The 18,505-nt window shown below is 29.8% G+C and carries 20 protein-coding genes; 1 reads left to right on the top strand and 19 read right to left on the bottom strand.

Annotated features, from left to right (window positions below):
• Nucleotides 1–46: 46 nt before the first annotated feature.
• The 3 genes from rbr to I6E15_RS00230 all read right to left on the bottom strand — a co-directional run bounded on the left by rbr (nucleotide 47) and on the right by I6E15_RS00230 (nucleotide 4,274).
• Nucleotides 47–2,086 carry a rubrerythrin gene (gene rbr / locus I6E15_RS00240; RefSeq protein ID WP_419180941.1) on the bottom strand — a complete coding sequence of 680 codons (2,040 nt, stop codon included), beginning with the start codon at nucleotides 2,084–2,086 and terminating at the stop codon, nucleotides 47–49.
• Between the two features lie 191 nt (nucleotides 2,087–2,277).
• The gene (locus tag I6E15_RS00235) at nucleotides 2,278–2,850 is read right to left on the bottom strand and encodes an LA_2272 family surface repeat-containing protein (protein WP_235243340.1); all 573 of its coding nucleotides are present in this window, start codon (nucleotides 2,848–2,850) and stop codon (nucleotides 2,278–2,280) included.
• Between the two features lie 152 nt (nucleotides 2,851–3,002).
• Nucleotides 3,003–4,274: a dicarboxylate/amino acid:cation symporter gene (locus tag I6E15_RS00230; protein WP_235243338.1), complete on the bottom strand. Its 1,272-nt coding sequence runs from the start codon at nucleotides 4,272–4,274 to the stop codon at nucleotides 3,003–3,005.
• A gap of 346 nt (nucleotides 4,275–4,620) precedes the next feature.
• On the opposite strand from I6E15_RS00230, the gene I6E15_RS00225 reads away from it, so the two are divergent.
• A complete protein-coding gene (locus I6E15_RS00225) occupies nucleotides 4,621–5,619 on the top strand; it encodes an aminopeptidase (protein WP_235243336.1) in 999 nt (332 codons plus the stop codon).
• Nucleotides 5,620–5,668: 49 nt separating this feature from the next.
• Here I6E15_RS00225 and I6E15_RS00220 read toward each other — a convergent pair whose 3' ends face one another.
• The 16 genes from I6E15_RS00220 to I6E15_RS00145 all read right to left on the bottom strand — a co-directional run bounded on the left by I6E15_RS00220 (nucleotide 5,669) and on the right by I6E15_RS00145 (nucleotide 18,489).
• Entirely contained in the window at nucleotides 5,669–6,646 is a 978-nt protein-coding gene (locus I6E15_RS00220; RefSeq protein WP_235243335.1) for a LysR substrate-binding domain-containing protein, read from the bottom strand.
• A gap of 26 nt (nucleotides 6,647–6,672) precedes the next feature.
• The gene (locus tag I6E15_RS00215) at nucleotides 6,673–7,476 is read right to left on the bottom strand and encodes a carbon-nitrogen hydrolase family protein (protein ID WP_235243333.1); all 804 of its coding nucleotides are present in this window, start codon (nucleotides 7,474–7,476) and stop codon (nucleotides 6,673–6,675) included.
• A 142-nt stretch (nucleotides 7,477–7,618) separates the two neighbouring features.
• Nucleotides 7,619–7,969: a 50S ribosomal protein L17 gene (gene rplQ, locus I6E15_RS00210; protein WP_027128737.1), complete on the bottom strand. Its 351-nt coding sequence runs from the start codon at nucleotides 7,967–7,969 to the stop codon at nucleotides 7,619–7,621.
• A 26-nt stretch (nucleotides 7,970–7,995) separates the two neighbouring features.
• Nucleotides 7,996–8,973, bottom strand: a complete 978-nt coding sequence (locus tag I6E15_RS00205) for a DNA-directed RNA polymerase subunit alpha (protein ID WP_177161511.1) — start codon at nucleotides 8,971–8,973, stop codon at nucleotides 7,996–7,998.
• Nucleotides 8,974–8,999: 26 nt separating this feature from the next.
• Nucleotides 9,000–9,587, bottom strand: a complete 588-nt coding sequence (gene rpsD / locus I6E15_RS00200) for a 30S ribosomal protein S4 (protein WP_177161510.1) — start codon at nucleotides 9,585–9,587, stop codon at nucleotides 9,000–9,002.
• A 53-nt stretch (nucleotides 9,588–9,640) separates the two neighbouring features.
• Nucleotides 9,641–10,027 carry a 30S ribosomal protein S11 gene (gene rpsK / locus I6E15_RS00195; RefSeq protein ID WP_177161509.1) on the bottom strand — a complete coding sequence of 129 codons (387 nt, stop codon included), beginning with the start codon at nucleotides 10,025–10,027 and terminating at the stop codon, nucleotides 9,641–9,643.
• Nucleotides 10,028–10,108: 81 nt separating this feature from the next.
• On the bottom strand, nucleotides 10,109–10,465 hold the full coding sequence (gene rpsM, locus I6E15_RS00190) for a 30S ribosomal protein S13 (RefSeq protein WP_177161508.1): 357 nt from the start codon (nucleotides 10,463–10,465) through the stop codon (nucleotides 10,109–10,111).
• 201 nt (nucleotides 10,466–10,666) lie between these two features.
• A complete protein-coding gene (gene rpmJ, locus I6E15_RS00185; RefSeq protein ID WP_027128732.1) occupies nucleotides 10,667–10,780 on the bottom strand; it encodes a 50S ribosomal protein L36 in 114 nt (37 codons plus the stop codon).
• A 30-nt stretch (nucleotides 10,781–10,810) separates the two neighbouring features.
• A complete protein-coding gene (gene infA, locus I6E15_RS00180) occupies nucleotides 10,811–11,029 on the bottom strand; it encodes a translation initiation factor IF-1 (RefSeq protein WP_027128731.1) in 219 nt (72 codons plus the stop codon).
• 88 nt (nucleotides 11,030–11,117) lie between these two features.
• Nucleotides 11,118–11,888 (bottom strand): type I methionyl aminopeptidase, encoded by a 771-nt coding sequence (gene map / locus I6E15_RS00175; RefSeq protein WP_235243331.1) that lies wholly within the window; start codon nucleotides 11,886–11,888, stop codon nucleotides 11,118–11,120.
• A 17-nt stretch (nucleotides 11,889–11,905) separates the two neighbouring features.
• Entirely contained in the window at nucleotides 11,906–12,547 is a 642-nt protein-coding gene (locus tag I6E15_RS00170) for an adenylate kinase (protein WP_177161506.1), read from the bottom strand.
• Nucleotides 12,548–12,688: 141 nt separating this feature from the next.
• On the bottom strand, nucleotides 12,689–15,286 hold the full coding sequence (leuS, locus tag I6E15_RS00165; RefSeq protein WP_235243329.1) for a leucine--tRNA ligase: 2,598 nt from the start codon (nucleotides 15,284–15,286) through the stop codon (nucleotides 12,689–12,691).
• 37 nt (nucleotides 15,287–15,323) lie between these two features.
• The gene (locus I6E15_RS00160; RefSeq protein WP_177161504.1) at nucleotides 15,324–15,905 is read right to left on the bottom strand and encodes a sigma-70 family RNA polymerase sigma factor; all 582 of its coding nucleotides are present in this window, start codon (nucleotides 15,903–15,905) and stop codon (nucleotides 15,324–15,326) included.
• Nucleotides 15,906–15,924: 19 nt separating this feature from the next.
• Complete coding sequence (gene rlmB, locus I6E15_RS00155; protein WP_177161503.1) at nucleotides 15,925–16,635, bottom strand: 23S rRNA (guanosine(2251)-2'-O)-methyltransferase RlmB; 711 nt, start codon at nucleotides 16,633–16,635, stop codon at nucleotides 15,925–15,927.
• Nucleotides 16,636–16,642: 7 nt separating this feature from the next.
• The gene (gene murA, locus I6E15_RS00150; protein WP_235243328.1) at nucleotides 16,643–17,920 is read right to left on the bottom strand and encodes a UDP-N-acetylglucosamine 1-carboxyvinyltransferase; all 1,278 of its coding nucleotides are present in this window, start codon (nucleotides 17,918–17,920) and stop codon (nucleotides 16,643–16,645) included.
• Nucleotides 17,920–18,489, bottom strand: coding sequence for a DUF1694 domain-containing protein (locus tag I6E15_RS00145; protein WP_235243326.1), 570 nt, complete (start codon nucleotides 18,487–18,489; stop codon nucleotides 17,920–17,922). Before I6E15_RS00145 ends, murA begins: the two co-directional genes overlap by 1 nt.
• Nucleotides 18,490–18,505: the final 16 nt, after the last annotated feature.

Genomic DNA, 18,505 nt, shown 5'->3' with positions numbered 1-18,505 from the left:
AATTAATAGAGGGTATTGGAAAATTCCAATACCCTCTAATTTATTTTTAATAGTTTTCGCTTCTTACTTCAAAGAATCCTTGTGCATATCCACAAACTTCACAACTTTCAGGAGCTTTTTTACCCATTACTAGATGACCACAGTTTATACATTCCCACATAGTTTCTTCTGATTTTTCAAATACTTTTTTCATCTCAACATTACTTAATAATTTTCTATATCTTTCTTCATGAGCTTTTTCTATTTTTGCCACAGCTCTGAATTTTAATGCTAAATCATGGAATCCTTCTTCATCAGCTTCTCTAGCAAATTTATCATACATATCTGTCCATTCATAATTTTCTCCTTCAGCTGCATGTAATAAATTCTCACTAGTATCTCCTAACATTCCTAATTCTTTAAACCATAATTTTGAATGTTCTCTTTCATTATCAGCTGTTTTTATAAATAAATTATGAATTTGCTCATATCCTTCAGCTTTTGCAACACTAGCAAAGAAAGTATATTTATTTCTAGCCATTGATTCTCCTGCTAAAGCTTCTAAAAGATTTTTTTCTGTTTTAGTTCCTGAATATTTATTTTTTCCTTCTTCTTTTTTCTCTACTATTTCTTCAAATACAGAAGCTGGTTGTTTACAGATTGGACATACAAAATCTTCTGGTAAATCTCCTTCATGAATATAATTACATATTGTACAACGATATTTTTTCATTTTTTTTCCTCCTAATTGATTACTTTTATCAAAATAAATAGTGTGTAGTATTTCTTCAGCTATCTCACTTAATGGTTCCTTATAAAATTCTTTATATAAAGTTATTATCTCATCATTTTCATGACTTGTTCTAACTTCTAATTGAGAATCTCTATTATAAATACTTTCAATTCTCTTTAATCTAGCTTTATCCATATCTCCGTCTTTTGGTTTTGGTTGTCCTCCACCACCAATACATCCACCTGGACAAGTCATAACTTCTATAAAATGATATTTTTTATCTAATTTATCTAAATTTTCAATAAATTTTCCAGCATTATCAGTTCCATAAATAACAGCTACATTTAATTCTAAATCCCCTATTTTTAAAGAAGCTTCTTTTACTCCTTTCATTCCCCTTATTTCTGTTAAATTATAAAGTTCTTGAGGAGGGTTTGTTTTAGTTATATAATAATAAGCTGTTCTCAAAGCTGCCTCCATAACTCCACCTGTATTGGCAAATATTACTCCGGCTCCTGAAGCTTTACCCATTAAATTATCATATGAACTTTCTTCTAAAATACTAAAATCAATATTTTCTTCTTTAGCCCATAAAGCTAACTCTCTAGTTGTAATAACAAAGTCCATATCTCTCATATCATCAATTTTATGATATCTTGCTGAGGCGTTCATCTCATCTCTTTTTATCTCTGATTTCTTTGCTGTACAAGGTGTTACTGCTACATTTACTATTTTTTTAGGATTTAATCCCATTTTACTAGCAAAATATGTCTTTATAGTTGGACCTTGCATTCCTATTGGACTTTTAGCTGTAGATATATTAGGTAATATTTCAGGATAAAAAATTTCAGCATATTTTACCCAGGCTGGACAACAACTTGTAAATTGAGGTAATACTTTTTTCTTTGTTACTCTATCAATCAATTCACTGGCTTCCTCTATTATAGTTAAATCAGCAGCAAAGTTAGTATCTAATACATAACTTCCTCCTAATTTTCTTAATAGAGAGACCATTTTTCCCTCAACAAAACTTCCTTTTTCTAAATTGAATTCCTCTCCTAAAGAAACTCTTACAGCTGGTGAAGTAGAAAAGATTACAATATTATCTTTATCTTTTATAATCTCTTTTAATTTTTTATAATCATATTTTTCTGTTATACTAGAAGTTGGACATACATTTGAACATTGTCCACAATCTATACATATGGCTTTATCATTTGTATCTTTTAGAGAATATCTATTATTTACTCCTATATAATTATTACAAATCTCTTTACATAAACCACATTTTACACATTTTTCTTCATCTCTCATTATAGAAAAATTATCTTTTTCTATAGCTACTCTTATATCTGTAGATAAATGCTTCACCATGATTCCTCCTAAACTTTAAAATTGTAATTATTCCATATTTGTAAAAATAATATAACATTTTTTTAAAAAAAAATCAAGCTTTTTTTATAAAAATGTTATTTTATAAAAAAAGACTATCTCAATTATTTTCTTAATAAAATCAATAATTTAAAACAGTCTTTTTTATTTTTATTGTTCTCTATAGTATAATCTTAAAAAGATTTTCTAAAATTTATAATTGGTAAAACTGGTAAAATTCCATTAGCAGCATAGTTTACAAATCCAACTTGAATTCCTTCTAAATTTTGTGTTGCATTTACAAATCCAAATTGAAGTCCTCCTACTGATTGAGAATAGTTTACAAATCCAAGTTGAACCATAGCTTTTCCTTCAACATAGTTTACTCCACCAAGATTAAAAGTAGCATTTCCTCTAGTTGTATTTACTATACCGATAGTTCCTCCATTTAGATTTCCACCTACATCATTCCATAGAGCTAAAGATACTCCTGTCATATCTCCTGCTACTCTAAATGCTTCAAATCCAAATACAGCTAAATGTCCCCCATTAAAGTTTCCATTTATTTGTCTGTAACCGATCAATGATAAATCAAATCCTGACATACTTTGGTTTTCAGCTCCTAATAAGTTAAAACTGAAGTTATCAATGGAATCATATTTTGTAGCTCCAAATTGAAGACCTGGTGCCACTGACAATTGAGGTCCAGCTCCTAATGCCACTGTTGAGGTCAAAGTTAGTCCTGCTAATAACATTTTTAATTTCATATCTCTCTCCTCCACTTTATTTATTTTAAAAGCTTTCATTTTATTATTCTGTAATTAAAAAAAATTTCCTTTTTTATTTTTTATTATTTCTATTAAAAATAAAAAAGCAACCAACTAGTGGTTACTTTTTTGGGTATTATTATCTTTTTATGTTAGGCTGCTATTTCATCTGATTTATTAAATGTCTCTCTATCTAATTCTCCTTCCATTGCAGCAATACAAACTGAAGCTACTAAATCTCCAGAAGAGTTTGTAGATGTATGAGCTTGATCTATTATTCTATAAATTCCAGCTACTAATGCAGTTGCCTCCAATGGTAGACCCATTTGAGTTAAAAGTGTTATAGAAATTACCAATCCTATTTGAGGAGTAGCTGCACAGCCAACACTTAAAAATGTTGCTTGTATAACTAATAAAATTTGTTGTTGTATTGATAAATTTATTCCATATAATTGACTTGCAAATAAAACTATTACCCCAAAATATATGCAAGTTCCATTCATATTAGCTGTTGCCCCTAATGGTAAAACAAAGTTAGAAACATTTTTAGAAATCCCTAACTTCGGAGCAACCTCCATTGAAACTGGTAATGCTGCTGAAGAAGTGCAAGTACTAAAAGCAATTATCCAAGGTTGAATTGCTTTTTTCCAGAATTTTACTGGACTAACCTTTCCTATTACCACTAGTAAAATACTGTAAACTACTACTATCATAATTGCTGAAGCTAAATAATCTGTTAATATAAATTTTAAAACAGGTCCAAAGATTGCTGTACCATATTTTGCCATAGCTACTGACATAAGCCCAAAAACTCCATAAGGAATAATAGATATTATTAAACCTATAATATTAAACATTCCTTCTGCTAAACTATTTATTATGTTAGCCAATGGTTTTCCTTTCTCTCCCATCATTATAATTGCAAATCCTAATAATAATGAAAATACAATTATTGGCATCATATCACCTTTTGAAAGAGATTCAAAAGGATTGTTAGGTAATAAATCTAAAATTGTTTTATAAACTCCAGGTAACTCTTTTACAGCTACTTTTTGACCAGCCGTTCCTAAAAGAACACCTTTTCCTGGTTGAATTATATTTGCTAAAACTAAACCTATTGTTGCAGCTAATCCTGAAGTTCCCAAGAAAAATACTACTGTTTTTAAACCTATACTACGTAATTTTTTTATATCTCCTAATGACAATGCTGCATCTGTCACAGAAAAAAACACCAATGGAACTATTACCATTTTAATAGCTTTTATAAAAAAATCTCCTAAAAATTGTAAAAATGGTAAAATATGATTATTAATAATAGGATTTTCTACTCCACCCATAAAGTTTAAAACATAACCTGCAAATATTCCTAAAAATAATGCTATAAATATTTTAATATGCAATGGTATACTCTTTTTTGTCTCCATTTTCGCCCTCCTGTTTATTTTTAGAATTTTAAGTTTTGCTTTAAAGCTAACTTTCCGGATAAAAAAATTATACATTATTTTTTTTAATATTCAAAGTGTTATATGAATTTATTATAAATTATAATTTTTTTTTATATCTATTCAGTAATATATCAACAAAAATAATATTAATATCTTTTTTCGCTTAATTTATAATATAAATGGATATATTATTTCAAAACATATAAATAAAAATTATAACTTATATAACTTTTTGTATAACAATTGAAAAAAAATTTATCTTAAGATATCATTGAGTTATCAAAACAACAAACAAATATCCCAAATTTAAAAAGGAGTGATTTTAATGGAAGACAACAGAATAATCGAATGTATTGAAAGAGCAGATTATCTTATAGGAAATTTAATGGGTGTTAAACCTGGTGAAGAAGTTCTTATTGCAATAGATCCACAAACAGATATGAGAATGGCAAATGCTATCGCAGCGGCTGCTTTAAAATGTGGGGCTGAATACAATATATCTATGATGCCAGTTAGAGGAAAAGACAAAGCAACTATTTTCCCTAAAACTTTAGAACTAGCTATGGAAGCTTGTGATGTTTTCATTGGAATGACTACTGCTTCTGGAGCCGCTATTTACAACAACAGATTAAAAGAATTAATAAATGAAAAAAAATTAAGAGAATGTTCAATAGTTCTTAGAAATATAGATAACTTTACTCGTGGAGGAGCTCAAGCTGATTATGAAAAAGTTTATGCTGATGGAGTAAAATTACAATCTGTATGGAGAGGTAAGAAAAAAGCTCATATAACTACTCCTGCTGGAACTGACTTATATATGGAAATGAATCAAATGGAACCTATTATTGAATGTGGAATAGCTAGAAATCCTGGAGACGCAATGGCTTGGTCTGATGGTGAAGTTTCTTTAGGTCCAGTTATTGGAACTACTCATGGTAAATTAGTAATTGATGGTCCTATATGTTATTATGGATGTCCTACTACTCCTATCGAACTAAGAATAGAAGGTGGTCGTATTGTTGAGGTTGTTGGCGGAGATCCAAAAATTTGTACTGAGATCCGTAGACAAATAGCTGAAGTCAAAGATAGTGACAATATAGCTGAAATAGGAATTGGATTAAATAGAAATTGTCTATTTAACGGAGATTTTGAAGAAGAGAAAAAAGCCTATGGAACTTGTCATATAGCTATGGGTAACGGATTCTATTATGGACAACCTGCTAGATCTACTGTTCATATTGATATGGTTCAATATAATCCTACTATTACTTTTGATGATGAATTAATTGTCAAAGATGGAAAAGTTCTTTGTGTTGAAGATTAATAAAAACAAAAAAATTTATTTTTATATAATGATTAAAAAAGATAACCCTCTATGGGTTATCTTTTTTATTAATACTAATAATGGATTCAGAACAAGCAAGCTTTATAAATTCTTTTTCCAAAACGGAGATGTATTTACCTTTTTTTGTTGCAATGTATATTGGTCTAATAGATAATTCTTCATCTAACTTGTAATAAATTAATTTGTCTGTTTCTTGTTCATCAACAATTAACAAATCTCTGACAAAAACTACTGCACTTAAAGTAGAAATTGCAATATGATATCCTGTCATAATTTGATCTATTTTATAAGATGATTTTGGAGTAAAACCAGCTTTTTTACACAATGCTAATCCTCTCACATATTGATCATTACCTTTTTTCATAGTTATAAAAGAAAAATCTTTAAATTTAATAAGGGGTACAGATAATTTTTCTTTGCTTAAATGTCTATTATTTTTTATGTCTTCATATGTTAGCTGGTACTCTTTCAATTCATTATTTATTTTCCATTTTTTAGGAACTGCTAATAATATATTTTCATTTTTATAAAAATATGTTTTTAATTTTTCATCATCTGGAGAAACAGCTGTTTCCATTATTAAGTCTATTGTATTTTTTTCTAATCCTTCCCTTAATTCTTTTATATTTCCCTCTATTACTTCTATATCTACTTTTGGATAATTTTCTCTAAATTTTGATATTAACTTTGGTAAAGTAAAAGCACAAAAAAATGATGAAGCTCCTATAACTATTTTTCCAGAATCAAGATTTTTTAAATCCTTAAAATAACTCTCCATATTTTTTTCTATATTCAATATGTTCTCAACACATTTTATATAATATTTACCCTCTTTAGTAACTGTTAGAGGAATAGTATTTCTATCAAATATAAGATATCCTATTTTTTGTTCCACTTTTTTTACCATAGCACTTAAAGCTGGTTGGGAAATATATAATTTTTTTGCAGCTTTTGAAAAACTTTTTTCTTGATATATAGCATAAATATACTGCATTTCATTTGTCATGATTAACATCCTCCAAAAAGTATATTTTAATATTTTTTAATTAAATTCTTATCAAACATATCTTCTCTATAATCTTGCCATATTGGATACTCTTTTCGTATTTCTTCTACTTCTTCTAAATTTATTTCACAATAAATAACTTCTTCTTTTTTGGAACTAGCTCTTACAACTACTTCACCAAATGGAGATATAACTTGACTATTACCACAAAGTTCTTTATTCAAGGGAGTTGGACCTACAGTATTAACTCCAACAACAAAATATAAATTATTTATTGCTCCTGCCATAAGACTTGAATCCCATCGATGTCCTATCCATTCACTCCAAACAGCTGGACATATAACCAATTTAGCACCTTTAAAATGTAAAATTCTAAAGAGCTCAGGAAACTCCACATCGTAACAACTCAATAAACCTATTTTTCCAAATTTTGTATCAACTACAAATAGTTTATCACCTTGTTCAAAAGTTCTCTTTTCTTCTTTCCAACAATATATTTTTCTATAACTACACAATAATTTACCATCTTCATCAATATAAATTATGCTATTATAATATTTTTCTCCTTCTTTTTCTGGATATCCCATTATTATAGAAATGTTATGTTCTTTAGCTATATTTTTTAATTTTGAGTGAAACTCTTCTTTAGTTTCTGATATCTCATAAAATTTTTTTCTTCTATTAAAATATCCACTATAGTAAAGTTCTGGAAAAATAATTATATTTACTTTTTTATTTGAAGCTTCTTCTATTAACTTAATTGCTTTTTTCAAATTTAATTCTGGATCTCCATGAAAAGATTTTATTTGTGCCAAAGCTATTTTTATCATTTCTGAGTTTTCTCCTTAAAAACATTTTTTATTAAATTATAACATATTTTATACTTAAAGTACATAAAACTTTTATTACTGTATCTATATAAAAAAAGAGACCCTTTTCAAAAGAGTCTCTTGTTTATAAATGAAAATCTTACTATACTAAAGCGATTATTGCTAATTCAGCAGAGTCACCTTTTCTTACAGAAGTTTTGATTATTCTAGTGTATCCACCGTTTCTTTCAGCATATTTTGGTGCTAAATCATTGAATAATTTTGCTACTGCTTCTTCGTCTCTTAAGAAAGCAAAAGCTCTTCTTCTGTCAGCTAAAGTTCCTTTTTTACCTAAAGTTATCATTCTCTCAGCAAATTTTCTAAGTTCTTTAGCTCTAGTAACTGTAGTTTCTAATTTTTCTTCTTTTACTAATGATATTGTTAGGTTTTTAAGCATAGCCATTCTGTGGTCAGCTCTTCTTCCTAATTTTCTATATGATTTGTTGTGATTCATTAATTAGCTTCCTCCTCTTGTCGATATTATTCAGAATACTCATTCTGATTAAGGTCAAATCCTAATTCTTTCATTTTTTCAAGGATTTCATCAAGAGACTTTCTTCCAAGATTTTTTATTTTTAGAAGGTCGTTCATGCTTAGTCTTGCTAATTGTCCAACTTCTTCTATTCCAGCTTTCTTTAAGCAGTTGAATGATCTAACTGTTAAGTCTAGCTCTTCTATCTTAGTCTCTAATATATTGCCATCTTTCTCTTGTTTTTCTGTTTCTTCCTCTTCTTCTTCTACTTCATCTCTTAAGTATTCCATTCTGTTACCTAAGTCTAAGAATGGGTTAAGATATAATTTTAGAAGTTCTACTGCATAAGAAACAGTATCTCTTATGGCAACACTTCCATCAGTTTCTATGTTAATAATTAGCTTATCAAAATCTGTCATTCTACCAACCATAGTTGCTTCAACAGAATAAGACACCTTTCTAATTGGAGTATAGATAGCGTCAACTGCTATATACCCAACTGGCCAATCTTTTTTATCTATATCTTCTGATACGATAAACCCTTCTCCTACATCTACTAAGAATTCCATTTCTACTTCTCTGTCAGTAGTTATAGTACAAATAACTTGTTCTGGGTTTACTATTTCTAAGCCAATATCTGGAATTATATCAGCTGCTTTAACAATTTTAGGTCCTTTAACAGAAAGAGTCATTTTTCTCTCTCCAACTGATTCAGTTTTAACTACTATTTCTTTTATGTTAAGGATAATGTCAGTAACTGGCTCTTTAACCCCTTCCATGATAGAAAATTCGCTAGAAACTCCCTCAATTTTTACACCTTTTATTGCTGCACCAGGTATAGAAGAAAGTAAAACTCTTCTTAGAGCATTTCCAATTGTATTTCCATACCCTCTGTATAAAGGCTCAATTATGTATTGACCTTTAAATTCATTTTCTTTTACTTCACTTATGTTTATACCTCTAGCATGTTTTTCAATTTTTAACATTTGATCAACTCCTATTAAAAGGCTTATTATCTAGAATAGAACTCAACTATTAAGGCTTCATCTAAATCAAAGTCTAAATCTTCTTTAGTTGGATTTTGAAGAACTTTACCAGCAAAAGCTGCTCTGTCTAGTTCTAACCAAGCTGGAACTGTAGATGCTTCTACAGCTTCTTTTATTAATTCGATATTTTTAGAGTTTTCAATTACAGAAATAACATCTCCAACTTTAACTCTGTAAGAAGCTATGTTTACTCTTCTTCCGTTTACAGCAATGTGTCCGTGAGAAACGATTTGTCTAGCTTGTCTTCTAGTTTTTGCAAATCCTAATCTGTAAACAACGTTTTCTAATCTTCTTTCTAAGAATTCAACTAAAACTAAACCTGTAACTCCTTCTTTTCTAGTTGCTTCCTCATAAAGTTTTCTGAATTGGTTTTCCATTACATTATATATAAATCTAGCTTTTTGTTTTTCTCTTAATTGTATTGCATATTCTGTAGGTTTTTTGTTTGCGTTTGGTCTGAACCCTCTTTTTGAAGTTTTATTTACTCCTAAAATCATAGGCTCAATTCCAAGTGCTCTACATTTTTTTAATATAGGCTGTCTATTTCTTGCCATTCTCGAATATTCCTCCTTACTATTTTCTCATTACTTAAATAAATATTAAGTGACTACACTCTTCTTCTTTTTGGTGGTCTACATCCGTTGTGTGGAACTGGAGTTACGTCAGTTATTTTTGTAACTTCTAATCCAGCAGCTTGTAAAGATCTTACACAAGCTTCTCTTCCTGATCCAGGTCCTTTAACTTTAACTTCAATTTTTTTCATTCCATTTTCCATAGCTATTCCTGCTGCTTGTTCAGCTGCGATTTGAGCTGCGAATGGAGTTCCTTTTTTAGTTCCTTTGAAACCTGAAGTTCCACCTGATTTCCAACTTACTACTCTTCCTTCTGGGTCAGTAATAGCAATAATTGTGTTATTGAATGTTGAATGTATATGAGCTACTCCGCTAGGAATATTTTTTAATTTCTTTTTAACTTTAGCTACTTTTTTAGCCAATTGAGCTCCCTCCTTACTTCTAATTCTAATTCATCTCTAAAATGTGACACTAATTAACTTTCACGAAATTTTAAGTTAATCTTATTTTTTTACCATTTTTTTAGGACCTTTTCTAGTTCTAGCGTTAGTTTTAGATTTTTGTCCTCTTACTGGTAGATTCATTTTGTGTCTTAATCCTCTGTAACATCTGATATCTAAAAGTCTTTTTATTGAAAGTCTAACTTCTTTTCTTAAGTCTCCTTCTACTTTTAATCCGTCGATGATACCTCTAATTTTGTTTAATTCTTCTTCAGTTAAATCCTTTACTCTTGTGTCAAAATTAACTCCTGCTTGAGTTAAAATGTCTTGAGAAGTTTTTCTTCCAATTCCGTAGATATAAGTTAAAGATATTTCTACCCTCTTATTTCTAGGAACGTCTACTCCAGCGATTCTAGCCAAATCTGATTCCTCCTATTTCACAAAAATTTTATATATTCGCTAACATCTTAGGTTAGCCAACACTTTCCTCGATATGCCTTAGGTTTCCCTAAGAATAGACCCTACAGCCAAACATATCTTTACAGTACTTCCAATGTCAGTACTAAATTTGTTCCTGTTAGTAAAATAATCTAGTTTTCTTTAAAATAATTTTATCTTTAATTATCCTTGAACTTGTTTATGTTTAGGATTTTCGCAGATAACTCTTATTTTACCGTGTCTTCTGATTACTTTACATTTGTCACAAATAGGTTTAATTGATGTTCTTACTTTCATCTCTACCTCCTTTTTCGTGATGTAAAAAAACTATTTCTTTCTGTAAACTATTCTTCCTCTAGATAAATCATATGGAGAAATTTGAACAGTAACTTTATCTCCAGGTAAGATTTTGATATAGTTCATTCTCATTTTTCCTGAAATATGACCTAGAATAGTATGCCCATTCTCTAATTTAATTTGAAACATCGCATTTGGAAGGGCTTCTAAAATAGTTCCTTCTAATTCGATAACATCTTTTTTTGACATATCTCCTCCTATCGAACAGAAATTCAAAATATTTTACCATATTTTTTAAAAAATGTCTACTGATTTTTTGAGTTTTTTGAAAAATTTTTTAGTCTAATTTACTAAGTACCAATGGTTTTCCATCTACTATCGCAATAGAATGTTCAAAGTGAGCTGATTTTTTCCCATCCTTAGTTACTACTGTCCAACCATCTTCTAGCATACCAATTCTGTAACTTCCAGCATTAACCATAGGCTCTATGGCAAGTACCATTCCCTCTTCGATTTTTATTCCTCTACCCTTTCTTCCATAGTTAGCTACACAAGGATCTTCGTGCATCTCTTTTCCAACACCATGTCCTGCGTAATCTCTTACAACAGAAAAACCATTTTTTTCTACAAAAGATTGGATTGCGTGTCCAATATCTCCAAGTCTATTTCCTACAACAGCCTGTTCTATTCCGATATCTCTTGCTTTTTCAGTAACTTCTAAAAGTCTTTTTGTTTCTGCGTCTACCTCTCCAACTGGATAAGTTATAGCTGCATCTCCATAATATCCATCTAAAATAGTAACTGTGTCTACACTTATTATATCTCCCTCTTTTAGAATTATATTTTCACTTGGGATTCCGTGAACTACTGCTTCATTTACAGAAATACAAGTAGCTGCTGGGAATGAATTATAAAATCCTGGCACTCCAATACAACCTGGTATTGCTCCTTGAGATCTTATATAATCATCAACTATTTTATCTATCTCTTTTGTAGATATTCCCGGTTTTATATATTGTGGTAATACCTCTTCATAAAGTCTTGCGATTATTTGATTGGCTTTTTTTATTCCTGCTATCTCTTCAGGAGTTTTTATAATAACTGCCATATTCTTCCTTCCTAAAATTAACCTAAAATGTTAAATATTTCTTTTGTTATTTCATCAATTTCTTTTGTTCCATCTATATCAGCAAGGATTCCTCTTTCCATGTAGAAATCAAATAATGGTGCAGTTTGAGAGTGGTATTCTTGTAATCTTTTTCCAACTGTTTCAGCAGAATCATCTTTTCTTTGGATTAATTCTCCACCACAGAAATCACATACTCCTTCTACTTTTGGTGGATTAAATTCTACGTGGAAAGATCCTCCACAGTCTTTACAAACTCTTCTTCCTACTACTCTTCCTACGATTAGTTCATCTGGAACATTTAAAGATATAACTTTATCTAATTTTATTCCCATTTCTTGCATTAAAACTTCTAAAGCTTCAGCTTGAGCTATTGTTCTTGGGAAACCATCTAGGATAAATCCTTTTTTACAATCATCTTTTGCTAATCTGTCTTTTATGATTCCGATTATAATTTCATCAGAAACTAATTTTCCAGCTTCCATACAAGCTTTTGCTTCAAGTCCCATAGGAGTTCCTTCTTTTACAGCAGCTCTTAATATATCTCCAGTAGAGATTTGAGGAATTCCATATTTTTCGATTATATATTTTGCTTGAGTTCCTTTTCCAGCTCCTGGTGCTCCAAATAACATAATATTCATACTATCATCTCCTTCTAAATCTTTTCTTAATTATTTTTCTATTAACTCTCTTATTATACTACAGTTTTCAAAAAAAATATATATATTTCAATATTTTTAATAAAAAAATCCTGCAAAATTTATTTACAGGATTTTAAAATTTTATTTAACTACTATGTTTACTATTTTCTTAGGAACAACTATCACTTTTGCAACTGTTTTTCCCTCTGTGAATTTTTTAACATTTTCAATTTCAAAGGCTTGTTTTTCAATCTCTTCTTTTGAAGCATTTACATCTACTGTAACAGAACCTCTTACTTTTCCGTTTACTTGTACAGCTATTGTAACTTCGTCAGCCACTGTTAATTTTTCATCATATTCTGGCCAAGGAGCATTGAATAAATATCCCTCTTCTCCAATTTCTTCCCATAACTCATCACAGAAATGTGGTGTAAATGGAGAAAGCATTAAAATTATATTTTCTATAACTTGTCCAAATATTTTTTTAGATTCAGGTGTTTCTTTATCTGTTCCAAGTACATTTGCTCTATAATCATAAACATCATTGATAAGTTCCATTGTTCCAGCTATTGCTGTATTGAAGTGGTAGTTATCTTCTATTGAATCAGTGATTTTTTTGATTGTTTGATGAAGTTTTCTAACTAGTGCTTTATCTTCTTTAGAGATTTTTGAATAATCTATTTTGTCATCACTTATAAATTCTTTATTTTCTACAACTATTCTCCATACTCTATTTAAGAATCTAACTGCTCCTGCAAGTCCATTTTCGTTCCATTCTAATTCTTTTTCAGGTGGTGCAGTGAACATTATAAATAATCTTGTAGCGTCAGCACCATATTTTTCCATTATCTCTTCTGGGTCAACACCGTTATTTTTAGATTTTGACATTTTTTCCATTTTAATAACTAATTCTTCACCAGTTTCTTTTGCAAAAGCTTTACCATCTTTTAATTCAACTTCTGATGGGAATAAGAATTTATTTGTTGCTGGTGAATAATAAGAGTCAGCTAATACCATTCCTTGAGTAAGAAGTCTTTTGAATGGTTCATTAGCACTTACAAGTCCTAAATCTCTTAAAGCTTTGTAGAAGAATCTTGCATATAATAAGTGCATTACAGCATGTTCTACTCCACCTATATATTGATTTACAGAAGTCCAAGTATCTGCAGCTTCTTTAGAGAATGGAAGATTTGTATTTTTAGGGTCACAATATCTTAAGAAATACCAAGATGAATCAACGAATGTATCCATTGTATCTGTTTCTCTTCTTGCTGGTCCTCCACAGATTGGACATACTGCATGTTTATATTCTTCAGAAGTTTCAATAGGGTTTCCATTTCCTGTAAATTTAACATCTGTCGGTAATTCTACTGGAAGATTTTCATCTTTTTCCATTACCATTCCACATTTATCACAGTATAATACTGGAATAGGAGTTCCCCAATATCTTTGTCTTGAAATTCCCCAGTCTTTTAATCTATATTTTGTTGTTTTTTCTCCGTATCCTTTAGCTTGAACATAGTCAGCTATTTTTTCAAGAGCTTCTTTTGAGTTCATTCCGTTAAACTCTCCAGAGTTTACCATTACCCCAGCTTCCGTAAATGCTTCTTTCATCTCAGCTGGATTTAAAATTTCCTCTTGTCCAACTGGATTAATTACAACTTTCATTGGTAAGTTATATTTTCTAGCAAAAGCAAAGTCTCTTTCGTCGTGAGTAGGTACAGCCATTACTGCTCCTGTTCCATAGTTCATAAGAACATAGTCAGCTATCCATAAAGGTACTTTATCTCCAGTAACAGGGTTTATAACATGCCAACCTGTTGGTATTCCATTTTTCTCTTTTCCTTCAGCAGTTCTTTCGATTATATCCATATTTTTCATGTTGCTAACTGCCTCTTTTATACTTGGATTAGCTTCTATAACTTTATTTACAATTGGGTGTTCTGGAGCTACAACGCAATAAGTTACTCCATGGATAGTGTCTATTCTTGTTGTGAATAGTGGTAATTTTTCTCCAGTTTCTTCAACTGTAAATACTATCTCAGTACCAAAAGATTTTCCTATCCAGTTCTTTTGCATTGTAAGAACTTTTTCTGGCCAACCTTCTCTTAATTCTTCGTGACCAGTAAGTAATTCTTCTGCATAATCAGTTATTTTAAAGAACCATTGTTCTAAGTCTTTTTGAATAACTTGAGTATTTGAGTGTCTCCAACATTTTCCGTCTTCAACTTGTTCATTTGCTAAAACTGTTTGACATTCTGGACACCAGTTTACTGTTGATACTTTTTTATAAACTAAACCTTTTTCGTATAATTTTTTGAATATCCATTGGTTCCATCTATAATATTCTTTTGTATAAGTGGCAACTTCTCTGTCCCAATCATATGAAAGTCCCATTAATTTTAATTGTCTTTTCATATTTTCTATATTTGATTTTGTCCAGATTGCTGGGTGTGCTCCATGTTGAATAGCTGCGTTTTCAGCTGGTAATCCGAAAGAATCCCATCCCATTGGGTGAAGTACATTATATCCTTTCATTTTTTTATATCTAGCTATAACGTCACCTATTGTATAGTTTCTTGCGTGTCCAACGTGCAATTTTCCTGATGGATAAGGTAACATTACTAAAACATAATAGTTTTCTTTTCCATCTACTTTATCGTTAGTTTTAAAGAGTACACTATTTTCCCACTTTGCTTGCCATTTTTTTTCAATTTCTCTGAAATTATACTCTTTCATTGTTCCCCCTTTTCTAAAAAGTTTTTATATTTTAAATTTATACATTTCTAAAATCTTTAAGCCATCTTTTTACTTTATTTTTTATTCTTTGATAAGCATTGTCTATGACTTTTGCTGGTTTTCCTAAATTTTCAGCTATTTCGCTGTAGTTATATCCTTGAAAAAGTTTCTCTAAAACTTCTTTTTCTAAATCACTAAAATGTTCTTTTGTGTATTCTTTAAACTCTTCCATAAGCTCTTTATATAAAAAAACCTCTTCAGCATTTGGAGATTTTTCTACATATTCTTCCATCAAACTTTCATCAGTTTCTGATCCTGACAAACTTATAAATCTATTTTTCTTACTATTGGAAGATTTTATAGCTGTGATAATTTGTCTTCTCATACACATTATTACGAAAGTTTTAAAAGAAGCCTCTCTCTCACTATCATAGCTTTTTATTCCTTTTAAAAGTCCTATTATTCCTTCTTGAACCAAGTCTTCTCTCTCTCCATCAGCAAGAAAGTAATCCTTTGTATTCATATATATGTATTTTTCATATTTTTTTAAAAGAATTTCAAAGCTTTCATTATCACCAGCTTTGGCTTTCATCAAAATTTTTAATTCTGACGCGTCCATTTAACACACTCCAAATTTTTTAATAAATTGATTTTGCCACTTCTGACAAAAGAATTCCTCCTGCAACAGACACATTTAAAGAGTTTATCTTTCCGTGCATTGGTATTTTTATCAAAATATCACAGTTTTCCTTAACTTTTTTTCTTATTCCAAATCCTTCACTACCTAAAACTATTACTGTTTTGTCTGGATATTTTTCTTCTGAATATACTTTTGCTCCGTCACCTTCTGCTCCATATACCCAATATCCTAATTTTTTAAGATTTTTTAGTGCTTCTGTAATATTTACAACCTTAACTATATCAACATATTCTATAGCTCCTGTTGAAGTTTTTACAACTGTTTCATTTATACTTACAGAGTTTCTCTCAGGAATAACTATACCTGATACACCAAATATCTCAGCACTTCTTATTATTGCTCCAAAGTTTCTAGGGTCTTGTACACCATCTAAAACCAAAACTATATCTTTTTCTTTAGGAGCTATTTTTTCTAAAAACTCTCCAAATTCAACATAATAATCATAGGAACTTATATAAGCAATAACTCCTTGTGAATTATCAACTTTTTTCTTAATATATTGAACTTTTATATTTCTTTCAGAGGCTTTTTTTCTAATAAGATTAGCTTTATCTTCTTTTATTCCTTGAAATATTTCTATTTTCTCAATATTCTTTTCTTTATTTTCTAAAACCTCCATAACAGGGTTTATTCCGATTATTTTATCCATATCACTCCTATATCTCTTCTTTAACTCTTTCTATATCAGCACCAATATTTCTTAATTTAATTTCAAGATCCTCATATCCACGATCTATATGATAAATTCTATTTACAGTACTTTCTCCCTCACTTTTTAAAGCTGCAAGGACCAAAGCTGCTCCAGCTCTTAAATCACTTGACATAACTTGTGCTGAAGAAAATTTGTCAATTCCTTTTATTACTGCTATGTTTTTTTCTGTTGTTATCTCTGCACCCATTCTATTTAACTCAGGTACGTGCATAAATCTATTTTCAAATATTGTTTCTGTTATCTCGCTACTTCCTTTAGCTAAACACATAAGAGTCATAATAGGAGATTGTAAATCTGTTGGGAAACCTGGGTGAGGCATTGTTTTTACTTTTACTCCCTTTAGATCTTCTAATTTAGAAGTAACTTCAAAAAGTCCATTTTCATCAATGTGATAAGTTACTCCCATCTCTTGAAGTTTCATTAAAAAGCTTTCTAAATGCTCTGTTCTAACTCCTTTAACTTTTACCCCTTCAAACATTACAGCAGCGATTATAAATGTTCCTGCAACGATTCTATCTGGTATTATTTCATATTCACAAGGATATAGTTTGTCAACTCCTGTTATTGTAAGTTTTCCTTCTCCTATTCCTTCTATTTTTGCTCCCATTTTATTTAAGAAATGACAAAGATCATCGATTTCTGGTTCTCTAGCCACATTTTCTATTATTGTAACACCCTCTGCTTTTACTGCAGCCATTATTATATTTTCTGTTGCTCCTACACTTGGAAAATCTAAAATTATTTTATCTCCTTTTAGTTTTCCATCTTTTACTTTACCATATACATAACCATGTTCTATTGTTATTTCTGTTCCTAAAGCTTCAAAACCTTTTAAATGTAAATCAACAGGTCTTGCTCCTATTGCACAACCTCCAGGAAGTGATACTTTAGCTTCTCCACAGTGAGCAAGTATTGGTCCCATTACTAAAAATGATGCTCTCATTTTTTTTACTAACTCATAAGATGCTTCTATATTTTTTATACCATTATTTACAATTTTATATGAGTGTTTATCCAGTTGTTCTACTTCTAGCCCTAAACTTTCTAATAGTTTGATTAATGTTCTTATGTCCATAAGATTTGGAATATTTCTTAAAATGTATGTACCTTTCTCTATAAGAGTGGCTACAAAAATTGGTAATGATCCATTTTTAGATCCTTCTACTTCTAGTATTCCCGATAATTTTTTATTTCCTCTGATTTTAAAAGCTCCTACTCCCATTAAATATCTCCTTTGTTTGAATTTTCCTTTGTACAGATAGGACATTTATATCCCAACATTTTATCTAATATTCCCATTAAGTCAAACTTTTCTTTTTTTTCTGGATATTTCTCTTCCAGTAATTTATAATGTTTTTTACAGATCTTCTTTCCTTCAGCTTCCCAGTAATAAGGTGAAAGACCTGCTTTTACATATAACTCTTGTTCTCCCTCAAAAATGATATCCTCATTTTCATTTTCTAAAGGCTCCTTTGAAACAATTACCATTCCAATATCCCCTTCATATGATAAACCATCTACTAAACGATAGTTTAAATTTATTTTTTCAGCATACTCTATATATTTTTTTATATCTTTCATATTAAGCTCTCTGCTTATTTTTAAAAGTTTTGCATTTTTATTTTTCATTAGATTTAAAAAACGATATTGAATATTCTCATCTATATCCTGTTTTTTCAATGCAGAAATTACATTTTCTCTAAATTCTCCTAAATAAAAATTTTTTTCATTTTGTATTTTTTGAAAATTTATCTTTGTTTTTTCTTTTGCGTCATATATTTCCATACTCATTCCATTCCTTGCTAGA

This window comes from Fusobacterium perfoetens, from assembly GCF_021531475.1.
Lineage (GTDB): Bacteria > Fusobacteriota > Fusobacteriia > Fusobacteriales > Fusobacteriaceae > Fusobacterium_B.
This window is presented reverse-complemented; position numbering and strand designations above follow the sequence as displayed.